The sequence below is a fragment of the Caulobacter sp. FV2ye17ST genome, from assembly GCF_058680955.1.
Genome location: NZ_CM178727.1, coordinates 3,917,501 through 3,943,075, shown reverse-complemented (window position 1 = coordinate 3,943,075; position 25,575 = coordinate 3,917,501). Strand labels below are relative to the sequence as shown.

Annotated in this window: 24 protein-coding genes; 17 read left to right on the top strand and 7 right to left on the bottom strand. The window is 68.9% G+C overall.

Annotated features, from left to right (window positions below; translation table 11 throughout):
* Positions 1–19: 19 nt before the first annotated feature.
* The 7 genes from ACW17V_RS18965 (at position 20) to ACW17V_RS18935 (ending at position 6,240) form a co-directional block, all read left to right on the top strand.
* Positions 20–943 carry an MBL fold metallo-hydrolase gene (locus ACW17V_RS18965; RefSeq protein ID WP_492106586.1) on the top strand — a complete coding sequence of 308 codons (924 nt, stop codon included), beginning with the start codon at positions 20–22 and terminating at the stop codon, positions 941–943.
* A gap of 66 nt (positions 944–1,009) precedes the next feature.
* A complete protein-coding gene (locus tag ACW17V_RS18960; RefSeq protein ID WP_492106585.1) occupies positions 1,010–1,666 on the top strand; it encodes a phosphoribosylanthranilate isomerase in 657 nt (218 codons plus the stop codon).
* 25 nt (positions 1,667–1,691) lie between these two features.
* Positions 1,692–2,912 carry a tryptophan synthase subunit beta gene (gene trpB, locus ACW17V_RS18955; protein WP_492106584.1) on the top strand — a complete coding sequence of 407 codons (1,221 nt, stop codon included), beginning with the start codon at positions 1,692–1,694 and terminating at the stop codon, positions 2,910–2,912.
* Positions 2,913–2,925: 13 nt separating this feature from the next.
* Positions 2,926–3,762: a tryptophan synthase subunit alpha gene (gene trpA, locus ACW17V_RS18950; protein ID WP_492106583.1), complete on the top strand. Its 837-nt coding sequence runs from the start codon at positions 2,926–2,928 to the stop codon at positions 3,760–3,762.
* A gap of 4 nt (positions 3,763–3,766) precedes the next feature.
* On the top strand, positions 3,767–4,696 hold the full coding sequence (locus tag ACW17V_RS18945) for an acetyl-CoA carboxylase carboxyltransferase subunit beta (protein WP_492106582.1): 930 nt from the start codon (positions 3,767–3,769) through the stop codon (positions 4,694–4,696).
* 8 nt (positions 4,697–4,704) lie between these two features.
* Positions 4,705–6,018, top strand: a complete 1,314-nt coding sequence (locus ACW17V_RS18940) for a bifunctional folylpolyglutamate synthase/dihydrofolate synthase (RefSeq protein WP_492106581.1) — start codon at positions 4,705–4,707, stop codon at positions 6,016–6,018.
* Positions 6,019–6,129: 111 nt separating this feature from the next.
* Entirely contained in the window at positions 6,130–6,240 is a 111-nt protein-coding gene (locus ACW17V_RS18935) for a hypothetical protein (RefSeq protein ID WP_012288846.1), read from the top strand.
* 69 nt (positions 6,241–6,309) lie between these two features.
* Here ACW17V_RS18935 and trxA read toward each other — a convergent pair whose 3' ends face one another.
* The 7 genes from trxA to ACW17V_RS18900 all read right to left on the bottom strand — a co-directional run bounded on the left by trxA (position 6,310) and on the right by ACW17V_RS18900 (position 16,329).
* The gene (gene trxA / locus ACW17V_RS18930; protein ID WP_492106580.1) at positions 6,310–6,642 is read right to left on the bottom strand and encodes a thioredoxin; all 333 of its coding nucleotides are present in this window, start codon (positions 6,640–6,642) and stop codon (positions 6,310–6,312) included.
* A gap of 114 nt (positions 6,643–6,756) precedes the next feature.
* Positions 6,757–10,257, bottom strand: coding sequence for a double-strand break repair helicase AddA (gene addA / locus ACW17V_RS18925; protein ID WP_492106579.1), 3,501 nt, complete (start codon positions 10,255–10,257; stop codon positions 6,757–6,759).
* A complete protein-coding gene (gene addB, locus ACW17V_RS18920) occupies positions 10,218–13,202 on the bottom strand; it encodes a double-strand break repair protein AddB (RefSeq protein WP_492106578.1) in 2,985 nt (994 codons plus the stop codon). The genes addA and addB overlap by 40 nt, the downstream gene beginning before the upstream one ends.
* The gene (gene murU, locus ACW17V_RS18915) at positions 13,199–13,915 is read right to left on the bottom strand and encodes an N-acetylmuramate alpha-1-phosphate uridylyltransferase MurU (protein ID WP_492108831.1); all 717 of its coding nucleotides are present in this window, start codon (positions 13,913–13,915) and stop codon (positions 13,199–13,201) included. Before murU ends, addB begins: the two co-directional genes overlap by 4 nt.
* Before the next feature lie 11 nt (positions 13,916–13,926).
* The gene (gene amgK / locus ACW17V_RS18910; protein WP_492106577.1) at positions 13,927–15,057 is read right to left on the bottom strand and encodes an N-acetylmuramate/N-acetylglucosamine kinase AmgK; all 1,131 of its coding nucleotides are present in this window, start codon (positions 15,055–15,057) and stop codon (positions 13,927–13,929) included.
* Entirely contained in the window at positions 15,023–15,469 is a 447-nt protein-coding gene (gene tsaE / locus ACW17V_RS18905; RefSeq protein WP_492106576.1) for a tRNA (adenosine(37)-N6)-threonylcarbamoyltransferase complex ATPase subunit type 1 TsaE, read from the bottom strand. Before tsaE ends, amgK begins: the two co-directional genes overlap by 35 nt.
* A complete protein-coding gene (locus ACW17V_RS18900) occupies positions 15,466–16,329 on the bottom strand; it encodes a 1-acyl-sn-glycerol-3-phosphate acyltransferase (protein ID WP_492106575.1) in 864 nt (287 codons plus the stop codon). Before ACW17V_RS18900 ends, tsaE begins: the two co-directional genes overlap by 4 nt.
* A gap of 108 nt (positions 16,330–16,437) precedes the next feature.
* Here ACW17V_RS18900 and ACW17V_RS18895 point away from each other — a divergent pair, with 108 nt between their 5' ends.
* The 10 genes from ACW17V_RS18895 to ACW17V_RS18850 all read left to right on the top strand — a co-directional run bounded on the left by ACW17V_RS18895 (position 16,438) and on the right by ACW17V_RS18850 (position 25,255).
* Positions 16,438–17,061, top strand: coding sequence for a hypothetical protein (locus tag ACW17V_RS18895; protein ID WP_492106574.1), 624 nt, complete (start codon positions 16,438–16,440; stop codon positions 17,059–17,061).
* The gene (locus ACW17V_RS18890) at positions 17,058–18,143 is read left to right on the top strand and encodes a serine hydrolase domain-containing protein (protein ID WP_492106573.1); all 1,086 of its coding nucleotides are present in this window, start codon (positions 17,058–17,060) and stop codon (positions 18,141–18,143) included. Before ACW17V_RS18895 ends, ACW17V_RS18890 begins: the two co-directional genes overlap by 4 nt.
* A 61-nt stretch (positions 18,144–18,204) precedes the next feature.
* On the top strand, positions 18,205–19,323 hold the full coding sequence (gene zapE, locus ACW17V_RS18885) for a cell division protein ZapE (protein WP_492106572.1): 1,119 nt from the start codon (positions 18,205–18,207) through the stop codon (positions 19,321–19,323).
* A gap of 113 nt (positions 19,324–19,436) precedes the next feature.
* Positions 19,437–20,057 (top strand): GDP-mannose pyrophosphatase, encoded by a 621-nt coding sequence (locus tag ACW17V_RS18880; RefSeq protein WP_492106571.1) that lies wholly within the window; start codon positions 19,437–19,439, stop codon positions 20,055–20,057.
* Positions 20,058–20,182: 125 nt separating this feature from the next.
* Positions 20,183–20,593, top strand: a complete 411-nt coding sequence (gene sdhC, locus ACW17V_RS18875) for a succinate dehydrogenase, cytochrome b556 subunit (protein ID WP_492106570.1) — start codon at positions 20,183–20,185, stop codon at positions 20,591–20,593.
* Positions 20,593–20,997, top strand: a complete 405-nt coding sequence (gene sdhD, locus ACW17V_RS18870) for a succinate dehydrogenase, hydrophobic membrane anchor protein (protein WP_492106569.1) — start codon at positions 20,593–20,595, stop codon at positions 20,995–20,997. The genes sdhC and sdhD overlap by 1 nt, the downstream gene beginning before the upstream one ends.
* Positions 20,997–22,784, top strand: coding sequence for a succinate dehydrogenase flavoprotein subunit (gene sdhA, locus ACW17V_RS18865; RefSeq protein WP_492106568.1), 1,788 nt, complete (start codon positions 20,997–20,999; stop codon positions 22,782–22,784). The genes sdhD and sdhA overlap by 1 nt, the downstream gene beginning before the upstream one ends.
* Positions 22,785–22,791: 7 nt before the next feature.
* Positions 22,792–23,574 (top strand): succinate dehydrogenase iron-sulfur subunit, encoded by a 783-nt coding sequence (locus tag ACW17V_RS18860; RefSeq protein ID WP_492106567.1) that lies wholly within the window; start codon positions 22,792–22,794, stop codon positions 23,572–23,574.
* Positions 23,575–23,657: 83 nt separating this feature from the next.
* A complete protein-coding gene (locus ACW17V_RS18855) occupies positions 23,658–24,902 on the top strand; it encodes an NAD(P)/FAD-dependent oxidoreductase (RefSeq protein ID WP_492106566.1) in 1,245 nt (414 codons plus the stop codon).
* A 32-nt stretch (positions 24,903–24,934) separates the two neighbouring features.
* A complete protein-coding gene (locus ACW17V_RS18850) occupies positions 24,935–25,255 on the top strand; it encodes a 2Fe-2S iron-sulfur cluster-binding protein (protein WP_419253742.1) in 321 nt (106 codons plus the stop codon).
* Positions 25,256–25,575 lie beyond the last annotated feature (320 nt).

Here is a 25,575-nt window from a genome sequence, read left to right as displayed (position 1 = left end):
AGTTTCCCGGAGACGTCCCATGCCGCCCAAGCGCCTGCTCGCCGCCTTGCTCACCGCCACCGCCCTGGCCGCCGCCCACGGCGCGGCCGCCCAGTCGCCCCTGGTCATCGCCCCCGAAGCCCAGAGCTTCAAGCTGGGCGACTTCACCCTGACCGCCCTGCGCGACGCCGGGTTCGAGGCGCCCAACAACGGCAAGGTGTTCGCGATCAACGCCACGCCGGAAGCGGTCTCCCAGGTGCTGACCAAGGCCGGCGCGCCCGGCGACAAGATCACGCTGAGCGTCGACGCCCTGTTGGTGAAGACGCCCGGTCACCTGGCCCTCTTCGACACGGGTCTGGGCGTGGGGGCCAAGGGCGTCCTGGTCCAGAGCCTGGCCAAGGCCGGCGTCACCCCCGACCAGATCACTGACGTGCTGATCACCCACGGCCATTTCGACCATATCGGCGGCCTGGTCGGCGCCGATGGCAAGTCGGCCTTCCCCAAGGCGACGATCCGCATGGCCAGCGCCGAATGGGCCTCGCTGCAGGGCCAGGCGCCGATGAAGCCGCTGGTCGAGGCCATCGCCGCCCAGGTGAAAACCTTCGAGCCGGACGCGACGCTGTTCCCGGGCGTTCGGACGGTGGCGATCAAGGGCCACACCCCGGGCCATGTGGGCTATGAGATCGCTTCGGGCGGCCAGACCCTGCTGGATATCGGCGACACTGCCCATAGCGAGATCGTCTCCCTGGCTCGCCCCGACTGGGTGATCCAGTTCGACCGCGACGCCCCCGTCGCCACCGCCAGCCGGATCGCCCTGCTCAAGACCCTCAGCGCCAGCGGCGGCCTGATCTTCTCGCCCCACTTCCCGTTCCCGGGGGTCGGCAAGGTGGAAGCGGCGGGCGAAGGCTTCGTCTGGAAGGCCGGCGTCCCCGTTCAGGACGCCCACGCCGGCCACGCGCACTAGGCCGATACGGCGCGGGCCCCAGCGCGGGCACTTGTCACCGGGACGCCCGCGCCGTACCTCCCGCCCATGAGTTCGCCCTTCAAGACCAGCGTCAAGATCTGCGGCCTGTCGACCGCCGAGGCGGTCAGCGCGGCCGTCGAGGGCGGCGCGGCCTATCTGGGCTTCGTCTTTTTCGAGAAAAGCCCCCGCAACCTGACGCCCGAGGCCGCGGCCCGGCTGGTCGCGCCGGTTCGCGGCGGGCCGGTGAAAACCGTGGCCGTCACCGTCGATCCCGATGACGTGCTGATCGATCGCCTGATGGCGACGATGCGGCCCGACCTGATCCAGGTGCACGGCAAGGAGACCCCCGCCCGGGTCCGCCAGATCGCCGAGCGCTCGGGCGTCGGAGTGATCAAGGCCCTCTCGGTCTCGTCATCGTCTGACGTTGACCAGGCCCGGGCCTTCGAGACCGTGGCCGAGCAGTTCCTGTTCGACGCCCGGCCCGTGGAAGGATCGGTCCTGCCCGGCGGCACCGGCGCACGCTTCGACTGGACCCTGCTGCAGGGGCGGCGATTTTCACGTCCGCATTTCCTGGCCGGCGGGCTGGACCCGTGGAACGTCGCCGACGCCATCCGGGTATCGGGGGCTCCGCTGTTGGACGTTTCCTCTGGCGTGGAGCGCGGTCCCGGCCTAAAGGACCCCGCTCTGATCACGGCGTTTCTTGACGCCGTCAAACGCGTGTAGCTCTGCCCAGCCTTTGGATGATCTCGTGAACGCCCCTTCCAAGCCCAACGACTATTCGGCCTATCCCGACGCGGAAGGCCGCTTCGGCGGCTTTGGCGGCCGCTATGTGGCCGAGACCCTGATGCCGCTGGTGCTGGACCTGGGCAAGGCCTACGCCGCCGCCAAGGCCGACCCGGCCTTCCAGGAGGAGCTGAAGAGCTTCAATACCCATTATGCCGGGCGTCCCAGCCCGATGTATTTCGCCGAGCGCCTGACCGAGCACTTCGGCGGGGCCAAGATCTATTTCAAGCGCGACGAGCTGAACCACACCGGCTCGCACAAGATCAACAACGCGCTCGGCCAGATTCTGCTGGCCATGCGCATGGGCAAGACCCGGATCATCGCCGAGACCGGCGCGGGTCAGCACGGCGTGGCGACCGCCACCGTCTGCGCCCGCTTCGGCCTGCCCTGCGTCGTCTACATGGGCGCCACCGACGTCGAACGTCAGAAGCCCAATGTGTTCCGCATGAACCTGCTGGGCGCCGAAGTGCGTCCGGTGACCTCGGGCACCGGCACCCTCAAGGACGCCATGAACGAGGCGATGCGCGACTGGGTCACCAACGTGCATGACACCTATTATCTGATCGGCACCGCCGCCGGCCCGCACCCCTATCCGGTGATGGTCCGCGACTTCCAGAGCGTGATCGGCATCGAGGCCCGCCAGCAGATCCTGGAGATGGAAGGCCGCCTGCCCGACGCCGTCGTGGCCTGCATCGGCGGCGGCTCCAACGCTATCGGCCTGTTCCATCCGTTCCTGGCCGACGAGGGCGTGCGCCTGATCGGCGTCGAGGCGGCCGGCCACGGCGTCTCCACCGACAAGCACGCCGCCTCCCTGACCGGCGGCCGTCCTGGCGTGCTGCACGGCAACCGCACCTATCTGCTGCAGGACGATGACGGCCAGATCATCGACGCCCACTCGATCTCGGCCGGCCTCGACTATCCGGGCATCGGCCCCGAGCACTCGTTCCTGCACGAGATCGGCCGCGCCGAATATGTCTCGACCACGGACGAAGAGGCCCTGGCGGCCTTCCAGCTGTGCTCGACGCTTGAAGGCATCATTCCGGCCCTGGAACCGGCCCACGCCCTGGCCCGGGTCGGCGAGATCGCCCAGCAGCTGGGCAAGGGCAAGATCGTCGTGATGAATCTGTGCGGTCGCGGCGACAAGGACATCTTCACGGTGGCCGAGGCCCTCGGGCGCAAGATCTAGGACTGAGACCAGCGTGACCAAAGACCGTATCGACCGTCGCTTCGCGGCGCTGAAGGCCGAGAACCGCGCCGGTTTCGTGACCTATGTGATGGCCGGTGATCCCGACGCCGCCACCACGCTGTCCGTGCTCAAGGGCCTGCCGGCCGCCGGCGCCGACCTGATCGAGCTGGGCTTTCCCTTCTCCGATCCGATGGCCGAGGGCCCGACCATCCAGCGCGCCGCCCAGCGTGGCCTGCGTTCGGGCATGACCCTGCAGGGCACTTTGGATCTGGTCGCCGCCTTCCGCGAAGGCGACGCCGACACCCCGGTCATCCTGATGGGCTATCTCAACCCGGTGCTGAACCGCGGCTTCGAAAGCTTCGCCGCCGCCGCCGCCAAGGCCGGCGTCGACGGCCTGATCATCGTCGATTGCCCGCCCGAAGAAGCCGACCCGCTGTCGGACGCCCTGGAGGCCGAGCAGATCTCGCTGATCCGTCTGGCCGCCCCGACCACCGACGATGCGCGCCTGCCGATGGTGGTGCGCCGCACTTCGGGCTTCCTCTATTATGTCTCGGTGGCCGGCGTGACCGGCGTGAAGTCGGCCGACGCCGCCGATGTGGCGCCCGCTGTTGAACGACTTCGCAAGGCTTCGGGCCTACCCGTGGCGGTCGGCTTTGGCATCCGCACGCCCGATCAGGCCGCCGCCGTGGCCCGCGTGGCCGACGCCGCCGTGGTCGGCTCGGCGCTTGTGGATGAAATTGAATCGGCCGCGCAGTTGAACGAAAACGTGACCGAGAAGGTTCTTCTCAAGGCGTCGGAGCTGGCTAAGGCTGTGCGATCGGCGCGAGTCGGGAACGAAGTGAGGCTTTAAGGCTATGGCTATGGCTGAACCCCAGGACCCGAAAAAGGGCGACAAATCAAAGGCCTCGGCTGAAGGCCGACGCGGCGGCGGGTGGCTTTCGCGAATCGCCCCCGGGGTGCGCGGCGCCTTCTCCAAGCGCGAGACGCCCGAGAACCTCTGGGTCAAATGCCCCGATACGGGCGAAATGATCTTCCGCTCCGACCTGGAAGCCGCCCTGTGGGTAACTCCGGCCGGACGCCATATGCGCATCGGGCCTGAAGCCCGCTTCAAGTTCACCTTCGACGACGGCGTCTACGAGACCCTGCCGACCCCGACCGTGCCGGAAGACCCGCTGCACTTCTCGGACGGCAAGCCCTACAAGGACCGCCTGATCGCGGCCCGCAAGGCGACCGGCGAACCGGACGCCATGGCTATCGCCCACGGCGTGGTCGGCGGCGCCAAGGCCGTCGTGCTGGTCCAGGATTTCGCCTTCATGGGCGGTTCGCTCGGGATGGCCGCCGGCGAAGGCTTCGTCGCCGCCGCCCGCGCCGCCCTGGAACGCGACGTTCCGCTGATCGCCTTCACCGCTGCCGGCGGCGCCCGCATGCAGGAAGGCGCGCTGTCGCTGATGCAGATGGCCCGCACGACCCTGGCGATCAACGAACTGAAGGACGCGGCCCTGCCCTATATCGTGGTCCTCACCGACCCGACCACCGGCGGCGTCACCGCCTCCTACGCCATGCTGGGCGACGTGCATCTGGCCGAGCCCGGCGCCCTGATCGGCTTCGCCGGTCCGCGCGTCATCGAGCAGACCATCCGCGAGACCCTGCCGCCGGGCTTCCAGCGCTCGGAATATCTGGTCGAAAAGGGCATGGTCGACCGGGTCACGCCGCGCAAGGAGCTGCCGGCCGTGCTGGGCTCGATCCTGACCACCCTGATGATGGGGCGTCGCAAGGCGGCCTGAGCCTTATCTTGACCGACCATCTCCGCGTCCACGACGCCGCCCTGGCGCGACTGCAGGCCCTGCATCCCAAGCTGATCGACCTGTCGCTGGACCGGATGTGGCGACTGTGCGCGGCGCTGGGCGATCCGCAGGATCGACTGCCGCCGGTGATCCACGTGGCGGGCACGAATGGCAAGGGCTCGACGGTCGCCTATCTGCGGGCCATGGCCGAGGCGGCGGGCCTCAGGGTCCATGTGTTCACCTCGCCGCATCTGGTGCGCTTTTCCGAGCGCATCCGCCTGGCCGGGGCCCTGATCACCGACGATCAATTGGCCGATGTGCTGGCCCGGGTCGAAGCGGCCAATGCCGGCCTGCCCATCACCTTCTTCGAGATCACCACGGCCGCCGCCCTGGTCGCCTTTGCCGAAACCCCCGCCGATCTGTGCATCATCGAGGTCGGGCTGGGCGGAGTGCTGGACGCGACCAATGTCGTGACGCCGGCGCTGAGCGTGATCGCGCCCATCGACATCGACCACCGTGAGTTCCTGGGCGACACCATCGGCGAGATCGCCGCCGAGAAGGCCGGGATCATCAAGCCCGATGCGCCCGTCGTCTCGGCCCGCCAGTGGCGCGAGGCCGAGGATGTGATCGACACCGCCGCCGCCCTGGCCGGGATCGAGCCCGTCGTCATGGGCCGAGACTTCGACGCCTGGAACGAGCGCGGCCGCCTGCTGGTGCAGATGCAGGATCGCCTGCTGGACCTGCCCGCGCCGTCCCTGCCGGGCGAGCATCAGTTCGCCAATGCCGGCCTCGCGGTCGCCGCCCTGCTGACCCTGAACCATCCCCGCATCGACGAGGCCGCCATGGCCGCCGGAATCGCCGGCGCGGTCTGGCCGGCGCGCTTCCAGCGACTGACGGCCGGCCCGCTCGCCGACACGGCCAAGGCGGCGGGCGCGGATCTGTGGCTGGACGGCGGCCACAATCCCCATGCCGGAACCGCCGTGGCCCGGGCGCTGGGCGATCTGGCGGCGCGCGATGGACGGCCTGTGGCGCTGATCTCGGGCCTGCTGGCCAACAAGGACGCCACCGGCTTCTTCACGCCCTTCGCGTCGCTGAAGCCGCAGGTCTTCACCGTCACCTTCGAAGGTCACGCCGCCGCGTCCGCCGCCCAGACCGCCGCCGCCGCCGAGCTGGCCGGCCTGCGGGCTCATGCCTGCGACGGTCTCGAAGACGCTCTGGGCAAGGCTCTGGCCCTGACGCCGACCCCGCACGTGCTGATCTGCGGCTCGCTGTATCTGGCTGGCGAAGTGCTGGCGATGAGCCCGGAAACCTGGCCGACCTGAACCAGAGCTTGGGCGCGGGCCTCAGCGGGCGTATGGCTGGGGCACGCCGATAGGGCGGCTCGGCCCGCTGGACATCCCCGGCAGGCGCGCCCGTCCTGGCAGGAGCCGCCCATGGCCAAGGGTCAGAAGAAGTCCAACAAGGAAGTCCGCAAACCGAAGGCCGACAAGAAGGCAGCGCCGGCCTCGGTCTCGCCGTTCATCGTGACGTCTGCCAAGAAGTAGGCCACGAAACCAAACCGCCCACCCCGCATGGCGGGATGGGCGGCTGGATCTCGGTCTGGGCGGAAAGACCTAGGCCGGCTGGACGCCAGCCTCGGTCAGCCATTCCAGGATCTTCTGTTTGGGCATGGCGCCGACCTTCATCGAGGTCATCTGGCCGCCACGGAACAGCATCATGGTCGGGATGCCGCGCACGCCGTAGCGCGAGGGGGTCGTGGGGCTGTCCTCGATATTGACCTTGGCCACGGTCACGTGGTCGGCGAGTTCCTCGGAGATCTGCTCCAGGGCCGGGGCGATCTGCTTGCAGGGGCCGCACCATTCGGCCCAGAAATCGACAAGTACGGGGCCTTCGGCCTGCAGCACGTCGCGTTCGAAGGATTCGTCGGTCACCGTCACGGTGCTCATCGGTTTTGCTCCATCAGGGCGCTGGTCTGAGCCAGCGCGAAAATAACAAAGCCCGCGAGTCGTCCGCGAGCGCTTGAAGAAGATGTAGGAGGCGGCCAGCCTCCCGGCAACGGCCTAGCCGATCCGTCGCAGGGCGTCAGACATCACCTTTTCTGGAACCGGCATCAGTTTGGGGCCGTCCGTCCACACCAGAGCGGCCTCGACCTGGCGGTCTTTGAAGACTTCGCGCAGCACCGCCACATAGACCGCCATCTGGGCCAGATAGGCCGGATCGGCGTCCTCGATGGTGGCTGGGGCGGGGCGGTTGGTCTTGTAGTCGACCACCAGGATGCGCTCTGGCGTCACCACCAGCCGGTCGACCCGGCCCGAGATCGCCAGCCCCTTGGGCAGGAGCGGACTGGTCCCGGCCAGGGCCACTTCGGCGCGCGAGCCGGGACCGAACACGGCGGCGAAACGGTCGTCTTCCAGCACGCCGAAGGCGGCGGTGGCCATTTCCAGGCGCTGGTCGTCGGACAGGTCGCGTTCCGCCGCCAGCAGCCGCTGACCGGCCGCGCGACGCTCGGCCGGCGTTACATCGGGCAGGATCTGCAGCAGGCGGTGGATGATCTCGCCGCGCCGGTAGCGGCCCAGGCCCTCGACCTTGGCCAGGGGCGAAGGGGCCGGCGCGCGGCTGTCGGCCTCGTCCTCGATCCGTGACGGCGCGGCATAGCGGGCGGTGGCGGGTTCAGGCGTCGCCAGACCCAAGGCCCAGGCGGGCAGGGGCGCGGCGACGATCTCGGTCAGGGTTTCCTTGGGCAGGGTCCGGGGATCGGGCCCATAGCGCAGGATCGGCGCGTCGGGGTCGCCGATCTCGTGGACGTTCGGCGCGATGGCCGGATGGGCGAAGGCCGCCCGGGCCGCCGCGTACCACCCGCCGACATTTTCGTCCTTGGTGCGCGCATCGATCCGGCCGCACAGCACCAGCCGGTCCCGCGCCCGGGTCAGGGCCACATAGAACAGCCGTAGGGCTTCCTGCGCCTCCTTCTCGTCGCGCAGTTCGCGGGCCCGGGTCGAGGCCGCGCAGTCGGCGCTCTTGCCGGTCGACCACAACACGCCGCCCTCTTCGGTGGCCAGCAGCGGCGAGCCGCCGGCGCCGCGCTTCACCGTGGTCTCGGGCAGGAAGACGATCGGCGCCTCGAGACCCTTGGAGCCGTGGGCGGTCATCACCCGTACCTCGCGGCGGGCGCCTTCCATCTCGCGCTTGACGATGATGTCCAGCGCCGCGAAGTCGGCGACCAGGGCTTCCAGGTCGCGGATATTGCGCTGCTCGGCGTCCATGACCTGGGCCAGGAACTCGTCTAGCGCCTCGTCGGCCTCGCCGCCCAGACGGGTCAGGACCTTGGCGCGGTTGGAGAGGCCTGCGGCGTCGGCCTTGCCCAGCAGGGTCGCGAAGAACTCGAACGGCTGGCGCTTGCGGCCCTCGACCAAGGCCCAGGCCAGCAGATCGCTGGCGTGGGTCCAGCGCGGGTCTTCGTCCGCCCGCAGCGACAGCGTCGCCCACAGGGTTCGCGGCTTGCGGCTCCTGGCCAGGGCGTAGACGTCGTCGTCGGTCAGGCCGCAGAACGGGCTCTTGAGCAGGGCGGCCAGGGTCAGATCGTCGTCTGGGAACAACACGAACCGGCCAAGCGCCAGCAGATCGTCGAAGGCGATGTGGGCCGACAGCGACAGGCGGTCGGCGCCGGCCACCGGCACCCCGCGCCGCTTCAGGGCCCGGATGATCTCCTCGAACAGCACCTTGCGCCGCCGCACCAGGATCAGGATGTCGCCGGCATGCGCGGCGCGGCGGATTTTCAGATCCTTGTCGTGGACCTCGTCGCCGCGCGCCAGGATGCCGGCGATCTCGGCGGCGATAGATTCCGCCAGCCGCCGGTTGGCGCTGTGCTCGGTCTCTGCGTCGAGCGGCGCCTCCCAGGCGTCGCGCTCTTCGCCGGGACGTTCGCGGGTCAGGGGCCACAGGTCGACGCAGCCGGGGCCGTCGGTGCGGAAGGCCTGGTGCGGCTCCAGGTCGCCGCCGGTGGGCATCAGACCCAGGCGGTTTTCGGGAACCTCGAACAGGGCGTCGACAAAGCTCAGCACTTCACGCGTCGAGCGGTAGGAGACGCTGAGCGGCACGGCCGAGCCTTCGCGCCCGGCGTCGGCGATACGGGCGATATAGCCTTGCGTCTCGATCAGCAGGCGGGCCGGGTCGGCGCCCTGGAACGAATAGATCGACTGCTTCTGGTCGCCGACCACGAACAGGGTGCGGTTGTCGCGGCCCTTGCGCCAGCCGGTCGCTCCGGCCCCGACGAAGAAGTCGTTGGTCAGGGCCTCCAGGATCGCCCACTGCTCGGGCGCGGTGTCCTGGGCCTCGTCCAGCAGGATGTGGTCGATGCCGCCGTCCAGCTTGTAGAGCACCCAGGCGGCATCGACCTTTTCGGTCAGCAGCACCTTGGCGTGCTCGATCAGGTCGGCGAAGTCGAGCGCGCCGCGCGCGGCCTTTTCGTTGGCGTGGGCCGAGATGTAGAGCGCCGCCAGCCGCAAGGCGCCGGACGTATCCTGGGCCACGCCGGCGGCGCGAACCTGCTGGCGCACGAAGGACAGCCGGTCGGTCTCCTCCAGCAGCGCCTCGCGCAGATCCTCCCGGACCTTGAAGGTCGTGGTCGTCTGCAGGTGCTTGCGCGGCTCTTCCTTGTCGGTGAACAGGGCGGTCAGCGCGTCGTCGAAGGCCATCGTGGCCAGGGTCGCCCGCAGCCGGGCGGCGTGCTCGGTGTCGCGAACCTTGCCGCTGGATTCGAGGACGCTGGCGCAGGCTTCCCAGAGGTCGGGGTCCAGTTCGGCCATCGCTTCGGCGGCGATGGCTTCGGGGCTTGTCGGCTCGGCGAAGCCGCAGACGCGCCAGACGTCGTCGATCGCCCCCGAGAGGCCGCCGCTCCGGGCGATGTAGTCGGCGATCGCGCCGCGCCGGATCTCGAACGTGCCGAACATCGACTCGAAGGCCGCGAAGTCCAGCGCCACCGAGAACCGCGCATAGGCGTCGGCATAGACGTCGGCATGGGTGTCGACATAGGTCGCCACGGTGCGCCGCGCGGCCCGGGCCACGGCGGCCGAGGCCGAGTCGTCCATCACCGTGAAGCCGGGCGACACCCCGGCCTCCAGCGGAAAGCGCCGCAGCAGCTTTTCGCAGAAGGCGTGGATGGTCTGGATCTTCAGGCCGCCCGGCGTCTCCAGGGCGCGGGCGAACAGGGCGCGGGCGTCCGAGAGCTTCGCGGCGTCGAAATGCGCCTCCGGTTCGCCGACCAGCCGGGCCAGTTCCGCCCGCAGGGCGGCGTCGGCGGTCACCGACCAGCCGCCCAGCCGTTCGAACAGCCGCCGCTGCATCTCGGCGGCGGCGGCCTTGGTGTAGGTCACGCACAGGATCGCTTCAGGCGTTGAGCCGGCCAGCAGCAGGCGCGCCACCCGGTCGATCAGGGTCTTGGTCTTGCCCGAGCCGGCATTGGCGGTGACGAAGGCGCTGATCGCCGGGTCGGCGGCGAGGCGTTGATAGTCGGGAAGGACGGTCACTCCGAACCCTCCCCGTCGTCGCCACTGGTCGACCATTCGAACACCCGCGCCAGGTGGGCGTAGTCGCCGGGGTGGTCTTTCACGAACTGCGGGGCGGTGCGCGAGCGGTAGGGCTGGGCCGGATCATCGTAGCGGCCGATCAGGGTGCGCAGGCCGTCCAGCGCCTGGAAGGCGGCATGCTCGCTGTCGGCGGCGGCGACGCGCACCTCCTCCAGACCGGCAGGCTTGCGGCCCGTGACGCGCACATAGGTCAGGTCGCCCGGCTTGCGATCCGGAAGGTCCCTGAACCCGCCGTTCAGCAGAATGGCCGCCGTCAGGGTCAGCTGCGGTGAAAAGCCGGTCTCGACCTGCTTCTTCGACGGCGCGGCGCCGGTCTTGTAGTCGAGGATATGGGCCAGGCCGTCGCGGGTAGGCTCGATGCGGTCGGCCTTGGCGGTGAGGGTGAATTCGCGACCGCCGATGTCGAAGGCGAGCACACCCTCGGCCTCGACGATGATCCGTTCGGCGCCCGCTCGGCGCTGGCGCTCCCAGTCGGCGACCCAGGCGGCGGCTTCCTTGGCCAGGGCCCGCTCGCGGGCCAGGGCCGTGGGCGGCATGCCGGCTGACACGAGCTCGCTCATATAGAGCGCCTCGAAGATGGCCGGGGCGTCGGCGGGGACCGGCCCCGGATGCTGCTCGGCGAACTTTTCGAAGGCCGCATGGATTGCGGTGCCCCGGGCGCGGGCCTCGACCGGCTCGTCGGGGCGCTCCAGCGGGTAGAGCTTGAGGATATCGCGCGCCCAGACGGCGTAGGGATCGCGGGTCAGGGCCTCGACGCGGGTGACGGCCATCTTGCGCGGCCGGTCCTCAACCGGTGGCGTGGGGGCCGGACGCGGATAGGGCGCATAGGCGCCCGGCGCGTCGAGGGCGCGGGCCCAGTCCAGGGCGTCCTGGCGCTGGGGCAGTGTCAGGCCGGCGCCGCCGGCCAGGGTCTTCAGCCGCCACAGCCAGCGGGACTCGACGGCCGGCGCGCCGCCGCGCCGCTCGCAATGGACCAGGATGACGTCCGGGGCGCTGGCGGCCTGGGCGAAGTCATGGGCGGTCAGGCCGACCCGGCGCTCGGGCGGCGGCAGGCCCAGTTTCTCGCGCATCGGCCGCGACAGGAACGGATCAATCGGCGCGCCCTGCGGCCAGATGCCTTCCTCCAGCCCCGCCAGCACCAGGCGGTCCGCGCGCACCAGCCGGGCCTCGATGGCCCCCAGGATACGCAAGCGCGGATGCGTGGCGCCGCCCACCCGTAGAGTCTCCTCATTGACCAGACGGTCGAGAATATCCGCGAAGGCGCGGGGGCTGGCCTCGGGCAGGACGACGCCATCCTCGATCAGGGTCGACAGCAGGCCGCCCAGACATTCGCCGGCCGAGCCGATCCACAGCCGGTCAGGCCCGGTCAGGGTCTCCAGCGCCTCGGTCAGGGCCAGGGCCGCTTTCGAGGGCGCAGCGCGGTCGTCGGTATAGGGCGAGCCGGCATGGGCGACGGCCGCCAGCAGCCTCTGGGCCAGGGCCCTCGCGGCGGGGTGCGCGTCCAGCCTGGACAGCAGACCCTCCACCGAGCGGGGCGCGGGACCGCGCAGGCCTTTGAGCTCCAGTGTGGTCGAGGCTTCCAGATCATCGTCCGACCGAACCAGCGGATGCTTGGCCAGGGCCAGCATGCGGACAGGGTCCAGCGGATCAACGACCAGACCGGCCAGGTGCTGGGCCAGGATCGCGGCTGGGCTGGCGGCCAGAGGGGCGCCGGCCGAGCTGTCAGGGATCACGCCCCAGCGGACCAGGCGGGCGGTGACGCGGCGGGCCAGGGTCTGATCGGGCGTGACCAGGGCGGCGGTCCGCCCCGGAGTCTCCAGAGCCTCACGCAGGAGAAGCGCGCAGGCGCTGGCGGCCTCTTCTTCGGTGCGGGCCGAGATCAGCGACAGGCCTTTCAGGCCCTCGGCGACCGGGTCGAGCTGGGGCGCCTCGGCGCGCAGGCTCTCGATCTGGGCCAGCCAGTCGGCGGTGGCCTCGGCCGGGCGCAGGGCCTCGTTGACGATGCGCCGACGCCAGCGGCCCCGGCTGTCGCTCTCGGGAAACCACGGGCGGACATCGGCGCGGGTGATGCCGGCGCGGTCCAGCAGGCGGCGCATGGCGCCCTGCGGATGCTGCTCGCCGACCTTGTCCCAGGCGCTTTCGGCCAGGTCTTCGTCCAGACCCGGCAGCACGACCGCGCCCAGCGGGGCGGCGGCGACCACGCGCAACAGGTCGGCGGTGGCCGGGGCGGTGCCGGTCGAGCCGGCGGCGACCAGCACCTCGGTCGGCGGATGTTCGGTCCAGCGTTTGGCCAGGGCCCGCAGCAGCAGCACGCGACGGTCGGCGACGTCGATCAGGCCCAGGTCCTTCAGGCGCTTTGGCCAAGCGGCCAACACCGCCTTGAGGAATCTGGCCGAGACCTGCCAGTGCTGGGCCAGGTCGCCATCGGCCAGGCCGTCCAGCTTGCCGTCGGTGTCGATCTCCTCGATCCGGCAGCTGTCCAGGAAGTCGGACAGGGCCTTGGCCATCTCCAGGGCTTGCGACGCGCCGGGCGTGAAGGTCAGGAGGTCGGCGTGGTCCACCACGATCCGCGCCAGTTCGAACCGGCGGCGGCGCGAGGATATCGCTGGCGGCAGGTCCAGGGCCAGGTCGCCCGGCTCGAAGGGCGGCTCGCCCTCGTCCAGGTCGCCCAGCGGACGGATCTGCGGCAACAGCAGGGCCTTGCCGTCGCTGGCGGCCAGCAAGGCGTCGGCCACGGCGCGGGCGCCGCGTCGGGTGGGGGTCAAGAGCGTGGCGCGGGGCAGGGCCTCGGGCCCCATGTGCGCCAGCGCCGCCAGGAAGCCCCGGGCCAGGTCGTCCACGAATGGGCGATGTGCCGGGATCGAGAACCAGCGCGGCCCCTCGCGTCCAAAAGGATCGGCAAAAGGGCCGCTGAAGGTCATTTCAGTTTGGCTTCGGCCAGATCGCGCGCGCCGGGATCGCCGACATGCATCCACAGGCCGTCGGGCGAGACGCCGTGGACGCGGTGGTCAGCGGCCAGGCCCTTCCAGATCGGTAGCAGCGAGAAGGGGCCCTCTGGACCGTCCGCCGTGATCGCCGGCTTGCAGATGTGGACGCCGACATAGACCAGCGGCGCGGTCTCGCCGGGGTCCTTGAAGCGCACCACGCCATCTTCAGACAGGAAGACATCGCCCGTGTCGTGGAAGCCGAGCGAGCCGGCGGTCGAGGCCAGCAGCAGGCAGACGTCCATCGCTTCAGGATCCCAGGCCGCCGCGACGGCGTCGAGGGCGGGGGCGCCGGTCTCGATCCAGACGGAATCGATATTGGCCACCCACACCGGCTCGTCGCCGAGCAGTGGCAAGGCTTGCCTGATCCCGCCGCCGGTCTCCAGCGCCTGGGGGCGCTCGTCGGAGATGATGATGCGCGGGCCAAGGCCCCTGGCCTGGCGGGCCATCAGATGGGCTTCCAGTCGGTCAGCGAAGGCGTGGACATTGACCACGGCGGTCTCGACGCCCGCTTCGACCAGCCGGTCGAGCATATGATCGATCAGCACCCGGCCGCCGACCTCGACCAGGGCCTTCGGCCGGTCGTTGGTCAGGGGACGCATCCGTGTGCCGAGGCCGGCGGCCAGCACCATGGCGATCTTCGGAGCCATCGGGGGCGCGCTCATCGGCGAGCCTCCGCCGGAACGTGGGCGTCAAACCAGGCCTTCAGGTCCTTCAGCGCCGGATCGGCGAAACAGACGTCGAGATAGGTCCAGAGCCTGGGAATGAAGTCGGCATAGCGCGGCTTGCCGTCACGGGTCACCAGCCGGGCGAAGATGCCCAGGATGCGGATGATGTTGAGCGCGCCCAAGGCGTGATAATCGGCCAGGAAGGCGGTGCGATCCAGGTCCGGGCGGGCGGCCAGATAGCGATCCAGGCAAGCGGCCTCGCGCTCGGGCGACACGGTGCGGCGGGCGTCGTGCAGCAACATCGACAGGTCCCAGGCCGGGTGGGCCAGGACGGCGTCCTGGAAGTCCAGCATTCCGACCCGCGCCGCGCCTTCGCGCTCCGGCAGCCAGATCAGGTTCTCGGCGTGATAGTCGCGATGGCAGAAGACCGTGGCCCCGGCCTCGCCAAGACTGCGGATCGGAGCCCAGATCGCTTCCCAGTCCGCCAGGGCGGCGGCGTCGAAGGTCACGGAGCGAAACTGCGGCTGCCACTCCACGAAGATGTCGTGGGCCGTCTTCAGGGCCAGATCGTCATAGGCCAGCAGCGGCCAGGTCGAGCCGTCGAAGTCCAGCATGCCCGGAGCCGGCGCGGCATGGATCGCCAGCAGCCCGTCGATGGCGGCGTCATAGAGCGGGGCCTCGTCGGTCCCGGTCTCGATCAGGCGGGCATAGAGGTCATCGCCCAGGTCTTCCAGAACCGCCAGGCCGGCGGCCGGATCGGCGGCCAGCACCTTTGGGGCGGAAAGCCCTTGAGCGTTCAGCCAGCCGGCACAGGCGACGAAGGCGTCCACCCGGCCGGCGGCCAGGCGGGCCAAGGCGTTGTAGCCCAGCGCGGCGCGTTCGGCGGGCGTCGCGTCCGGCGGGCACGGCGCGGTCTCGACCGAGGGCGGCTGGTCCATGAAGATGAAGCTGACGCCACCATCACGGTGCAGGCGCTCATAGCTGCGGGTCGAGGCGTCGCCGCCCAGGCTTTCGCGGCGAACGTCGCCATAGCCATGGGCCGACAGGAACGCGGCCTTGGCCGTCTCTCTGTCGGGAATTGGGGGGCGCTCAGAACTCAAGGGTTCGTCCTTCAAATCCGCCATGCCGGGTGATGGTGACGCGTCGCGCGTCGCCGTCGAGGGCGATGTCTATATCGAGCCGAGTCGGCGGCAAACGCCCTTCCAGTCTCTGCGGCCATTCAATCAGCGCGACGCCGCTGTCGAGGGCTTCATCGAGGCCGATCTCGTAGGCCTCGTCAGGATCCGACAGGCGGTAGAGGTCGAAATGGGCCAGGGGGAAATCGGCTGTCTCGTAGAACTGCACGAGGGTGAAGGTCGGGCTGGGGACCTCTTCGTCGGGCGTGGTCAGGGCGCGGATCAGGGCGCGGGCCAGGGTCGACTTGCCGGCCCCCAGCGGTCCGGTCAGGCAGAGGGCGTCGCCGGGCTGAAGGGCGCGGGCCAGGGTGCGGCCCAGGTCCTGGGTGGCGGCCTCGTCAGCGAGTTGGAGAGAGCTCAAGTCAGGGCGCCTTCGGGGTGCTTTGGCAGGACCCGCTCCACATAGCGCTTCAGGTCGGTCGTGGCTTCCCCCGTATCGGCGGCCAGGGACGCGGGATCGATGGGCTTGCCGATCACGAGCTCGAATTTGCGGCCGGTCTTGTTCAGGAGTTCGTGGAACAGGGTGATGTCGCGCAGCTCCTGCGAGCGCCTGTCGAACAGATGGAACAGGGTCGACCACGGGCCGGCGACATGGATCGGGATGATCGGAGCCTCATACTTGCGGGCGATGGAGACAGCCGAGGCGGCCCAGGGCGGATCGGTCAGCAGGCCGCCCTCGTCCTTTACCGCCAGCCGACCGGCCGGGAAGATCATCAGGGCGCGTTCGGCTTCCAGGGCGTCGCGGGTCATCGACAGGGTCAGGCGCATGCGCTCGCGGCTGCGCTTTTCCTCGACCCATTCGACCGGGATCAGCACCTCGTCGAACTGGCGGCACACGCGATGGGCGTCGGCATTGGCGTAGAAGACGATGTCCGGCCGGACCTGTTTGAGCGCGTCGTACACGGCCACCCCGTCGGCGATGCCGGTCGGGTGATTGGCCACGACGACCGCCCGGCCGGTCGCGGGCATGTTCGAAAGCCCCGCGACCGACACCTTCAGGTCCAGCAGGGCCGAGACGTGGTCCAGCGCCGCGCGGCCGCCGATTCCGGCGATGGTGTCGGCCATCCGTCGGGCCCGGCCATACCCCAGCAGGCCGTAGAGCGGCGGGCGAAGCAGGGGCCAGAGCAGCGAAGCTGTCAGCCGGGGCGCACGCTCTGCGATGAGCGTGTCGACGATGTGCGAGGGTCTGGGCGCCGGACGCGCCTCTGGAGCGTTGACCATCCGCCAAGCTTAGGCGCCGGCGCGGACAATGTCAGGAAAATTGACGCCCGACGCGGGGTGGTTGAGCTTAGCATCGGGATCATGGGAGTGCGGGACGTGAAGAATGTGATGCGCGGGCTTGTCGCCCTGCTGGTGGTGGCCCTGATCGCGGCGGGCGCCTATGGCTACTGGAACCTCGAGCTGCGCTGGCGGCCCAAGACCATCACCAAGCACCAGGCCGAAATCGCCAAGATCCTGCAGGAGTCGGGCTGGGTGTCGCCCGGTCTGGCCGGCCCGAAATTCTACATGGTCAGCTCCCGCACCTGCCCCGACTGCGCGCGCTTCAAGGCCGAGGAGCTTCCGAAGCTGCACGCCGCCGGTGTCGACACCCGGGTGATCGAGATCGCCCGCGCCGACCACAACGGCGCCGCCAAGTCCACCCCGGTGGAGCGCGCCACAGTGGCCGAGCTGTGGGTCAATCGCAGTTGGGCCCTGGCCGAACGGTGGGACGACACCCCGGTCGAGGCCTGGACCGCGCCGGGGATCAAGCCCGCCGATGGCGACATCGCCCGAACGGCGGTGATCGAGGCCGGCCGCGCCAATGTCGAGAAGCTGGTCCCGCTGATGAAGGACAATGGCGTCAAGTTCGCCTGGCCGCTGATGGTCTGGTGGACCAAGGACGGCCAGATGCGAGCCTGCGCCTGCGAAAAGCGCGAAACCTACCGCTTCGTGCGCAAGGATCTGGGGGCGTGAGGCTCCTGAGGCCAGGCTCCATCCGCTGGGGCGCGGCGCTGGCTGTCGGCGTCCTCGCGCTGGGCGGCGCGGCGCTGGCGCAGCCGGTCAGGACCGACTCAGGCCCTCTGGCGGCGCTGACCCTGTCGGGTGGTCCCAAGCTGACGGGGCGAGTTCTGGTGGCTGACCCGACGCGCATACTGTCCGATGAGCGGGCCGGGGCCTATGGCGACGCACCGATCTGGCCCTGGGGCTCGGTCAGCAAGCAGGTCGCCGCGGCCATCACCATGACCGGGGTGGATCGGGGCGAACTCGCGCTCGACGACCTGATCGCCAAGCGCTGGAAGGTCTATCCGACGCCGACCATAGGCGGGGTGACGATCCGGCAACTGCTGCGCCACACGTCTGGGCTGGCCAATCCCGAGGACACGCCACAGACTGACGGCGTTCCGGCCTTCTATCTTCGACGCGAGGCGGGCGTTGAACGCGACGACGCGGTGACCTTCTGCGCCGGACCCGTCAAGCGGGCGCCCGAGACCCGCTTCGAATACAACAACTGCGACACCATCGTGCTGGCCAGCGTTCTGGAATCCGTCACGGGCCAGAGCTATCCGCGCCTGCTGGCTGACCGGATCGCGGGGCCGCTCGGGCTGAAATCCCTGCGCATGGCGAAGGCCAACGAGCGGCCCGTGATCGCCAACCTCAACGGCGCGCCGCTTCCGCCCGTCAATCTGGCCACCTTTGGCGCGGGCGGCGCCCTGGTGGGCGCCCCGGAGGATCTGGTGCGATTTGATCAGGCCCTGCTGGCTCGCCGTCTGGTGAGTCCCGCCTCGACCGACCTGATGTGGAAGGGCGATCCCGCCATCGGCTATGCGGCGCTGGGCGCCTGGTCCTTCAGTGCGCCGCTGGCCGGCTGTCCGGGCGAGGTGGCGATGATCGAGCGGCGCGGCGCGGTCGACGGCGTCCAGGTTCGCAATATCATCGCGCCGGATCGCGGACGCATCCTGGTGGTCTTCAGTGACGACGCCGGTTTCGACTTCGGGGAAATCTGGCAGGGGCGGGGAGCAAGCTACACCCTCGCGTCAGCGGCTTTCTGCCGCTGAACCCCACCATCTGCGGCCAGGCCCTTTCCCCGAAGCCGCTCCCGCGCTAACCGCAGTCCCGATGCCGACATCTCTACGCACCGCCTATCGCGAGCGCCTGGCCCAGGGCGAGATCAAGCCCGATGTGGCCCAGGCCGCCGCCGTCGACGCCCTGTCGCGGCTGGAGGCAGATCTGGATTCGGCGGGCGAGCCCAGCTTCTCGCTGTTTGGCCGCAAGCCCAAGAGCCAGCGGGGCGTCTATCTCTGGGGACCGGTCGGGCGCGGCAAGTCCATGCTGATGGACCTGTTCTTCGACAGCGCCCCCGTCACCCGCAAGCGGCGCATCCACTTCCACGCCTTCATGGCCGAGGTCCATGGCCATATCGACGCCTGGCGCAAGGGCGACGCGGCCCAGCGCAAGGCGCGGTTCGGGCAGCACAAGGGCGATGATCCGATCGTCCCGACCGCCGAGCTGATCGCCGGCCAGGCGCGCCTTCTGTGCTTCGACGAGCTGCAGGTCACCGATATCGCCGACGCCATGATCCTGGGGCGTCTGTTCGAGGGTCTGTTCGCTCATGGCGTCACCCTGGTGGCGACGTCAAACCGTCCGCCGGATGACCTCTACAAGGACGGACTGAACCGCCAGCTGTTCGTGCCCTTCATCGAGATGCTGAAGGGCGCGCTGGATGTCGTGGCCGTGCGGGGACCGGTGGATTTCCGGCTGGACCGCCTGCGGGCCGCCCGCACTTGGCTGTCGCCCAACGACAGGGCCTGTCAGGCCGAGTTCGAGCGGCTGTGGGCCGACATGCTGGACGGCGCAGCCGAGACCGGCGCCAATCTTGAGGTGCTGGGCCGCCAGATCCGCCTGCCGCGCGCCGCCGGGGGCATGCTGCGGTCGTCCTTCGCCAGCCTGTGCCAGCAGGCGCTGGGGCCCCAGGACTATCTGGCCCTGGCCGAGCGTTTTCACACGGTGTTCCTGGAGGACATCCCGCGCCTGACGCCCGAGCGGCGCGACGCGGCCAAGCGCTTCAACACCCTGATCGACGCCCTCTACGAGGCTGACGCCAAGCTGGTGGCCCTGGCGGAGGCTGAGCCTGAGGCCCTCTATCCGGCAGGCGACGGGGCGTTCGAGTTCGAGCGGACGGTCTCGCGCCTGCAGGAGATGCGTTCAGCCGACTATGTGGCCCGGGTGCGGGACTAGAGCAAAGGTCGCCATGATTGCATCATGTCGTTTGCTCTAGATTCTTGTTTTGACGCGTTATTTCGGCGGCGAACCGGTATCCACTTCGCCGAATACCGCTCTAGGAGACTGCCATGAGCGTCAAGGACCGCATCAGGATCCGCGAGGAGCGCCTGCTTTCCGACAACTGGTACGTCCTGAAGACGACCACCTTCGACTGGAAGCGCCGCGACGGAACCTGGCAGACCCAGAGCCGCGAGACCTATGATCGAGGCAATGGCGCGGTTCTGCTGCCGTACAACCTGGCCGCCCGCACGGTGCTGCTGGTCCGGCAGTTTCGCTATCCGGCCTATGTGAACGGCCATGACGACCTGCTGATCGAGGCGGCCGCCGGCCTGCTTGACGACGCCGAGCCGGAGGTGCGCATCCGGGCCGAGGTCGAGGAGGAACTGGGCTATCGGCTCGGCGAGGTCCGCAAGGTGTTCGAGGCCTTCATGAGCCCGGGCTCGGTCACCGAGACCCTGCATTTCTTCGTGGCCGAGTATGACAGCGCCATGCGGATCGGCGAGGGCGGCGGCCACCCGGATGAGGGCGAGGACATCGAGGTGCTGGAGCCCACCATCGACGAGGCCCTGGCCATGATCACCGACGGACGCATCCAGGACGCCAAGACCATCATGCTGCTGCAGCATCTGGCCCTGACGGTGTTTCGCGCGGCGGCGGATGATGCATCCTTGCGGCGTCCGGGTCCGTAACTGCCGTCAGAAAGCCGGCAACGGCGCTGAGAACGTTTCTCAACTATGGTGGTTTCGTTGACACCCCCGTCCTCGCGCTTAAAAGCATCCCGCAACGCACAAAGGCTACTGGGGTTGGACCTCTCATGACCGACACGAGCCGGGGGCTGCCTGAGCGCCCGATGTCGCCGCACCTTCAAGTGTGGCGGTGGCATATCACCATGGCGTGCTCGATCCTGCACCGCGGCTGCGTGATCGGCCTCTATGCCGGCGCTGTCCTGCTGGCGCTGTGGGCCCTGGCCCTGGCCTCGGGCCATGACAGCTACGCGCTCTACACCTCGGTGATGGGTTCGCTGCTGGGCAAGCTGGTCCTGCTGGGCCTGACCTTCGCCCTGTTCTTCAACATCGCCTATGCGATCCGCCAGACCTTCTGGGACGCCGGCATCGGTTTTGCGCCGAAGACCGCCGACCTGACGGGCGCGACCGCGATCGCCTTCGCGGTGGTCGCCACCATCGTCACCTGGGTGATCGCCGCCGCCACGGGAGCGCTGCAATAATGGCCGAGATCAAGTCGGAGCGTTTCCGCACGCCGCTGTCGCGCGCGCGCGGCATGGGCGCCGCCCGCCATGGCGTCAGCCACTTCATGACCGAGCGCGTCTCGGGCATCGCCCTGATCCCGCTGTCGTTGTGGGGCGTATTCGCCGGCCTCAAGCTGGCCGCCGGTGATTTCGAGGGCGCCGCCCTGTGGCTGGCCACGCCGCTGAACGCCGTGCTGCTGGCCCTGCTGCTGGTCGCCGCCCTGATCCATCTGCAGGGCGCGGTCCAGGTCGTGATCGAGGACTACATCCAAAAGTTCACGACCAAGAGCGCCCTGGTCATTCTCAATATCTTCGTCTGCGTGCTTAGCGGCTTCCTCGGGGTCTTCTCGATCCTGAAGGTCGCCCTCACCGGAGCCTTCTGATGTCGGCCTACAAGTTCATCGACCACAAGTTCGACGTCGTCGTCGTCGGCGCCGGCGGCTCGGGCCTCCGCGCCGCGCTCGGCTGCGCCCAGGCGGGCCTGAAGACCGCCTGCGTCACCAAGGTGTTCCCGACCCGCAGCCACACCGTGGCGGCCCAGGGCGGCATCTCGGCCTCGCTGGGCAATATGGGCCAGGATGACTGGCGCTGGCACATGTACGACACCGTCAAGGGGTCGGACTGGTTGGGCGACCAGGACGCCATCGAGTACCTGACCCGCAATGCGCCGGCCGCCGTCTATGAGCTCGAGCACTGGGGCGTGCCCTTCTCGCGCACGGCCGAGGGCAAGATCTATCAGCGCGCCTTTGGCGGCATGACCAAGAACTATGGCGAAGGCCCGATCCAGCGCACCTGCGCGGCGGCCGACCGCACCGGTCACGCCATGCTGCACACGATGTACGGCCAGTCCCTGGCCCACGACACCGAGTTCTTCATCGAGTACTTCGCCCTCGACCTGATCATGGAAGACGGCGTCTGCCGGGGCGTCACCGCCTGGAAGCTGGACGACGGCACCCTGCACCGGTTCCAGGCCCAGATGGTGATCCTGGCCACCGGCGGCTACGGTCGCGCCTACTTCTCGGCCACCTCGGCCCACACCTGCACGGGCGACGGCAACGCCATGGCGCTGCGCGCCGGCCTGCCGCTGCAGGACATGGAATTCGTGCAGTTCCACCCCACCGGCATCTACGGCGCCGGCTGCCTGATCACCGAAGGCGCCCGCGGCGAAGGCGGCTACCTGACCAACTCGGAAGGCGAGCGCTTCATGGAGCGCTATGCGCCGTCCGTGAAGGACCTGGCCCCGCGCGACATGGTCAGCCGGGCCATGACCATCGAGATCCGCGAAGGTCGCGGCGTGGGTCCCAACAAGGACCACATCTTCCTGCACCTGGATCACCTGGATCCGAAGATCCTGCACGAGCGCCTGCCCGGCATCTCCGAGACCGCCAAGGTCTTCGCCGGCGTCGACGTCACCAAGGCGCCGATCCCCGTGCTGCCGACCGTCCACTACAACATGGGCGGCATCCCGACGAACTATCACGGCGAAGTCGTCACCAAGTCGGGCGAAAACCCTGACCAGGTGATCCCCGGCCTGATGGCCGTGGGCGAGGCGGCCTGCGTTTCGGTGCACGGCGCCAACCGCCTGGGCTCCAACTCGCTGATCGACCTGGTCGTGTTCGGTCGCGCGGCCGCCCTGCGCTGCGCCGAGATCCTCAAGCCCATGGCCACCCAGCCGGAGCTGAAGAACGCCAATACCGACGCCCACCTGGCGCGCTTCGACCGCTATCGCAATGCCAACGGAACCCAGGGCACGGCCGCCCTGCGTCTGGAGATGCAGAAGGCCATGCAGGAAGACGCCGCCGTGTTCCGCACTGGCGAAACCCTGGACGGCGGCGCCCAGCGCCTGGCGAACGTCTGGGAGAAGGCCAAGGACATCAAGGTCAGCGATCGCGGTCTGGTGTGGAACACCGACCTGATGGAGACCCTGGAGTTCGACAACCTGATCGGTCAGGCCGTCGTGACGGTGGCCGGCGCGGTCAACCGCACCGAAAGCCGCGGCGCCCACGCCCGCGAAGACTTCGGCGATCGCAATGACGGCGAGTGGATGAAACACACCCTGGCCTGGCTCGACGTCGACACCGGCAAGGTGAAGATCGATTACCGCCCGGTGCACAGCTACACGATGTCCGACGACATCGCCTACATCCCGCCTAAAGCACGGGTTTATTGAGGGTCCGATGGTCGAGCTGACGCTTCCCAAGAACTCCCAGGTCAAGGCCGGCAAGCACTGGCCGGCGCCCGCCGGAGCCACGAAGGTCAAGACCTTCAAGATCTATCGCTACGATCCCGAGGCGGGCGGCAATCCGCGCTGGGACACGTACGACGTCGATATGGAAGCGGTCGGGCCGATGGTCCTGGACGCCCTGCTCTATATCAAGAACAATATCGACTCGAGCCTGGCCTTCCGCCGGTCGTGCCGGGAAGGGGTCTGCGGCTCCTGCTCGATGAACATCGGCGGCCGCAACACCCTGGCCTGCACGCACGGCTGGGCCGAAGTGCCCGGCAAGGCCGTGCAGATCGCTCCGCTGCCGCACGCGCCGGTGGTCAAGGACTTGATCCCGGACCTGACCCTGTTCTACGCGCAGTACGCCTCGGTCGAGCCCTGGCTGCACACCGACACGCCCGAGCCGCAGACCGAGTGGAAGCAAAGCCCGGAAGACCGCCTGAAGCTGGACGGCCTTTACGAGTGCATCCTGTGCGCCTGCTGTTCGACCTCGTGCCCCAGCTACTGGTGGAACGGCGACAAGTATTTGGGCCCGGCGGCCCTGCTGCACGCCTATCGGTGGCTGATCGACAGCCGCGACGAAGCGACCGGCGACCGCCTCGACCAGCTCGAGGACCCGTTCAAGCTCTATCGCTGCCACACGATCATGAACTGCGCCCAGGTCTGCCCCAAGGGCCTGAACCCGGCCAAGGCGATCGCCGAGATCAAGAAGATGATGGTCGAGCGCGTCGTCTGACGCGCTCGCTGTCGAGTCTTCCACGTAAGGCGCTTGCCAAAAGGTGACGCCGCCGTCATTTTTGACGAAAGGGAGGGCGCGTCTTGAACGCATCTGAGTCGGGCGATCTTAACGCGCGCGTGGTTATCGTCGGAGCCGGCCATGCCGGCGGTTCCGCCGCGGCCTTCCTGCGCCAGTACGGCCATACCGGTCCGATCGTGATGATCGGCGACGAGCCCCTGTTGCCCTATCAGCGTCCGCCGCTGTCCAAGGGCTGGCTCAAGGGCGAGGCCGACGCCGACTCTCTCTCCCTCAAGCCCGCCGAGTGGTACGCCGACAATGGCGTCTCCCTGCGACTGGGCGGCGTCGTCACCCGCATCGACCGTGTCGAACGGGTCGTCCATCTCGCGTCGGGCGAGACCTGTCCTTATGACTATCTGATCCTGGCCACCGGCGCCCGCGCCCGCATGCTGCCGATCCCCGGCGCCGATCTGGCCGGCGTCCTGGCCCTGCGCACGGCGGCCGACGCCGAGTTGCTCAAGAACGCCCTGGGTCCTGACAAGCGCCTGGCCGTGGTCGGCGGCGGCTATGTGGGCCTTGAAGCGGCGGCCTCGGCCCGCGCGCTCGGCGCGCACGCCATGATCATCGAGCGCGAGGCGCGGGTTCTGGCGCGGGTCGCCTGTCCTGTGCTCTCGACGTTCTTTCAGGACTATCACACGGCGCGGGGTGTGGCCTTCGAGCTCAATGCCGGCGTCGAGGCTTTCGAGGGCGAGAATGGCCGGGTGACCGGGGTGCGCTTCTCCGATGGCAGGATCGTCGCGTGCGACGCCGTCCTGGTCGGGGTCGGGGCCATCCCCAATGACGATCTGGCCAAGGACGCGGGTCTCGACTGCGCCAATGGCGTGGTCGTCGACCTGGAGGCCCGGACGAAAGACGCGCGGATCTTCGCGATCGGCGACGTCAGCCATCGTCCGCTGCCGCTCTATGAGCGCCAGTTCCGGCTGGAGAGCGTGCCCAATGCGCTGGAGCAGGCCAAGCAGGCCGCCGCCGCCATTGTCGGCCGCCCGGGTCCGCTCCCTGAGGTGCCGTGGTTCTGGTCGGATCAGTATGACCTGAAGCTGCAGATCGCCGGCCTGCCGTTCGACGCCGACCGTATCGTGGTGCGCGGCGACGTGGCGGCGGCGAAGTTCGCCGTCTTCCATATGAAGGGCGACCTGATCCAGGCTGTCGAGGCGGTCAATGCGCCGCCCGAATTCATGGCGGGCAAGCAATTGATCGCCAAACGCACGCCGGTCTCGGTGGAAAAGCTCACCGATCCGACGATATCAATGAAGGACGTGGCGGCCTGAAAGCCGCCCAAAGGGGAACTCAAGGACACCGCATGGCCAAGATCACCTATATCGAGCACGACGGCGCCGAGCACGTCATCGACGTCAAGGCGGGCCTGACCGTCATGGAGGGCGCGGTGAAGAACAACGTGCCGGGTATCGACGCCGATTGCGGCGGCGCCTGCGCCTGCGCCACCTGTCACGTCTATGTCGACGACGCCTGGCTTTCCAAGACGGGCGACAAGTCGGCCATGGAGGAGTCGATGCTCGACTTCGCCGAGAACGTCGAGCCCAACAGCCGTCTGTCCTGCCAGATCAAGGTGAGCGACGCGCTGGACGGTCTGGTGGTCCGGCTTCCGGAAAGCCAGCATTAAGCAAGCTTCCCAGAAAGCGTCGTTATATCGTCACGAAGGGCTTGCCATGAGCGGGGCGCGGGACTAAATCCGCCCCTCGCTCGGAACCGCATCGCGGCCGGACGGCGCGGCCCCGAAAGGGCGCTTGCATCGCCCGGGTCGCTTCGTTAGTTTCCGCGCTCCAATCGACTCGGTGATGGACACACGAGGGAAGCCTAGGCGGCCCTGGTCCATCCTTTTGCGCTTCGTTTCCCGGTTTTCCGGGTTTCGAAAAGTTCGAAACGAGTTGGTTGACTTCGGAGTGTCGCCTCTTTAGAAGCGCCGCTCCGGGCATCGCCGCC

Excerpts from the sequence above, each read along its gene's own strand:
- ACW17V_RS18965 (WP_492106586.1), top strand. The coding sequence starts at position 20 with ATGCCGCCCAAGCGCCTGCTCGCCGCCTTGCTCACCGCCACCGCCCTG.
- ACW17V_RS18960 (WP_492106585.1), top strand. The coding sequence starts at position 1,010 with ATGAGTTCGCCCTTCAAGACCAGCGTCAAGATCTGCGGCCTGTCGACC.
- ACW17V_RS18945 (WP_492106582.1), top strand. The coding sequence starts at position 3,767 with ATGGCTATGGCTGAACCCCAGGACCCGAAAAAGGGCGACAAATCAAAG.
- ACW17V_RS18935 (WP_012288846.1), top strand. The coding sequence starts at position 6,130 with ATGGCCAAGGGTCAGAAGAAGTCCAACAAGGAAGTCCGCAAACCGAAG.
- trxA (WP_492106580.1), bottom strand. The coding sequence starts at position 6,642 with ATGAGCACCGTGACGGTGACCGACGAATCCTTCGAACGCGACGTGCTG.
- addA (WP_492106579.1), bottom strand. The coding sequence starts at position 10,257 with ATGGTCGACCAGTGGCGACGACGGGGAGGGTTCGGAGTGACCGTCCTT.
- addB (WP_492106578.1), bottom strand. The coding sequence starts at position 13,202 with ATGACCTTCAGCGGCCCTTTTGCCGATCCTTTTGGACGCGAGGGGCCG.
- murU (WP_492108831.1), bottom strand. The coding sequence starts at position 13,915 with ATGGCTCCGAAGATCGCCATGGTGCTGGCCGCCGGCCTCGGCACACGG.
- amgK (WP_492106577.1), bottom strand. The coding sequence starts at position 15,057 with ATGGCGGATTTGAAGGACGAACCCTTGAGTTCTGAGCGCCCCCCAATT.
- ACW17V_RS18900 (WP_492106575.1), bottom strand. The coding sequence starts at position 16,329 with ATGGTCAACGCTCCAGAGGCGCGTCCGGCGCCCAGACCCTCGCACATC.
- ACW17V_RS18895 (WP_492106574.1), top strand. The coding sequence starts at position 16,438 with ATGCGCGGGCTTGTCGCCCTGCTGGTGGTGGCCCTGATCGCGGCGGGC.
- zapE (WP_492106572.1), top strand. The coding sequence starts at position 18,205 with ATGCCGACATCTCTACGCACCGCCTATCGCGAGCGCCTGGCCCAGGGC.
- ACW17V_RS18880 (WP_492106571.1), top strand. The coding sequence starts at position 19,437 with ATGAGCGTCAAGGACCGCATCAGGATCCGCGAGGAGCGCCTGCTTTCC.
- sdhC (WP_492106570.1), top strand. The coding sequence starts at position 20,183 with ATGACCGACACGAGCCGGGGGCTGCCTGAGCGCCCGATGTCGCCGCAC.
- sdhD (WP_492106569.1), top strand. The coding sequence starts at position 20,593 with ATGGCCGAGATCAAGTCGGAGCGTTTCCGCACGCCGCTGTCGCGCGCG.
- sdhA (WP_492106568.1), top strand. The coding sequence starts at position 20,997 with ATGTCGGCCTACAAGTTCATCGACCACAAGTTCGACGTCGTCGTCGTC.
- ACW17V_RS18860 (WP_492106567.1), top strand. The coding sequence starts at position 22,792 with ATGGTCGAGCTGACGCTTCCCAAGAACTCCCAGGTCAAGGCCGGCAAG.
- ACW17V_RS18850 (WP_419253742.1), top strand. The coding sequence starts at position 24,935 with ATGGCCAAGATCACCTATATCGAGCACGACGGCGCCGAGCACGTCATC.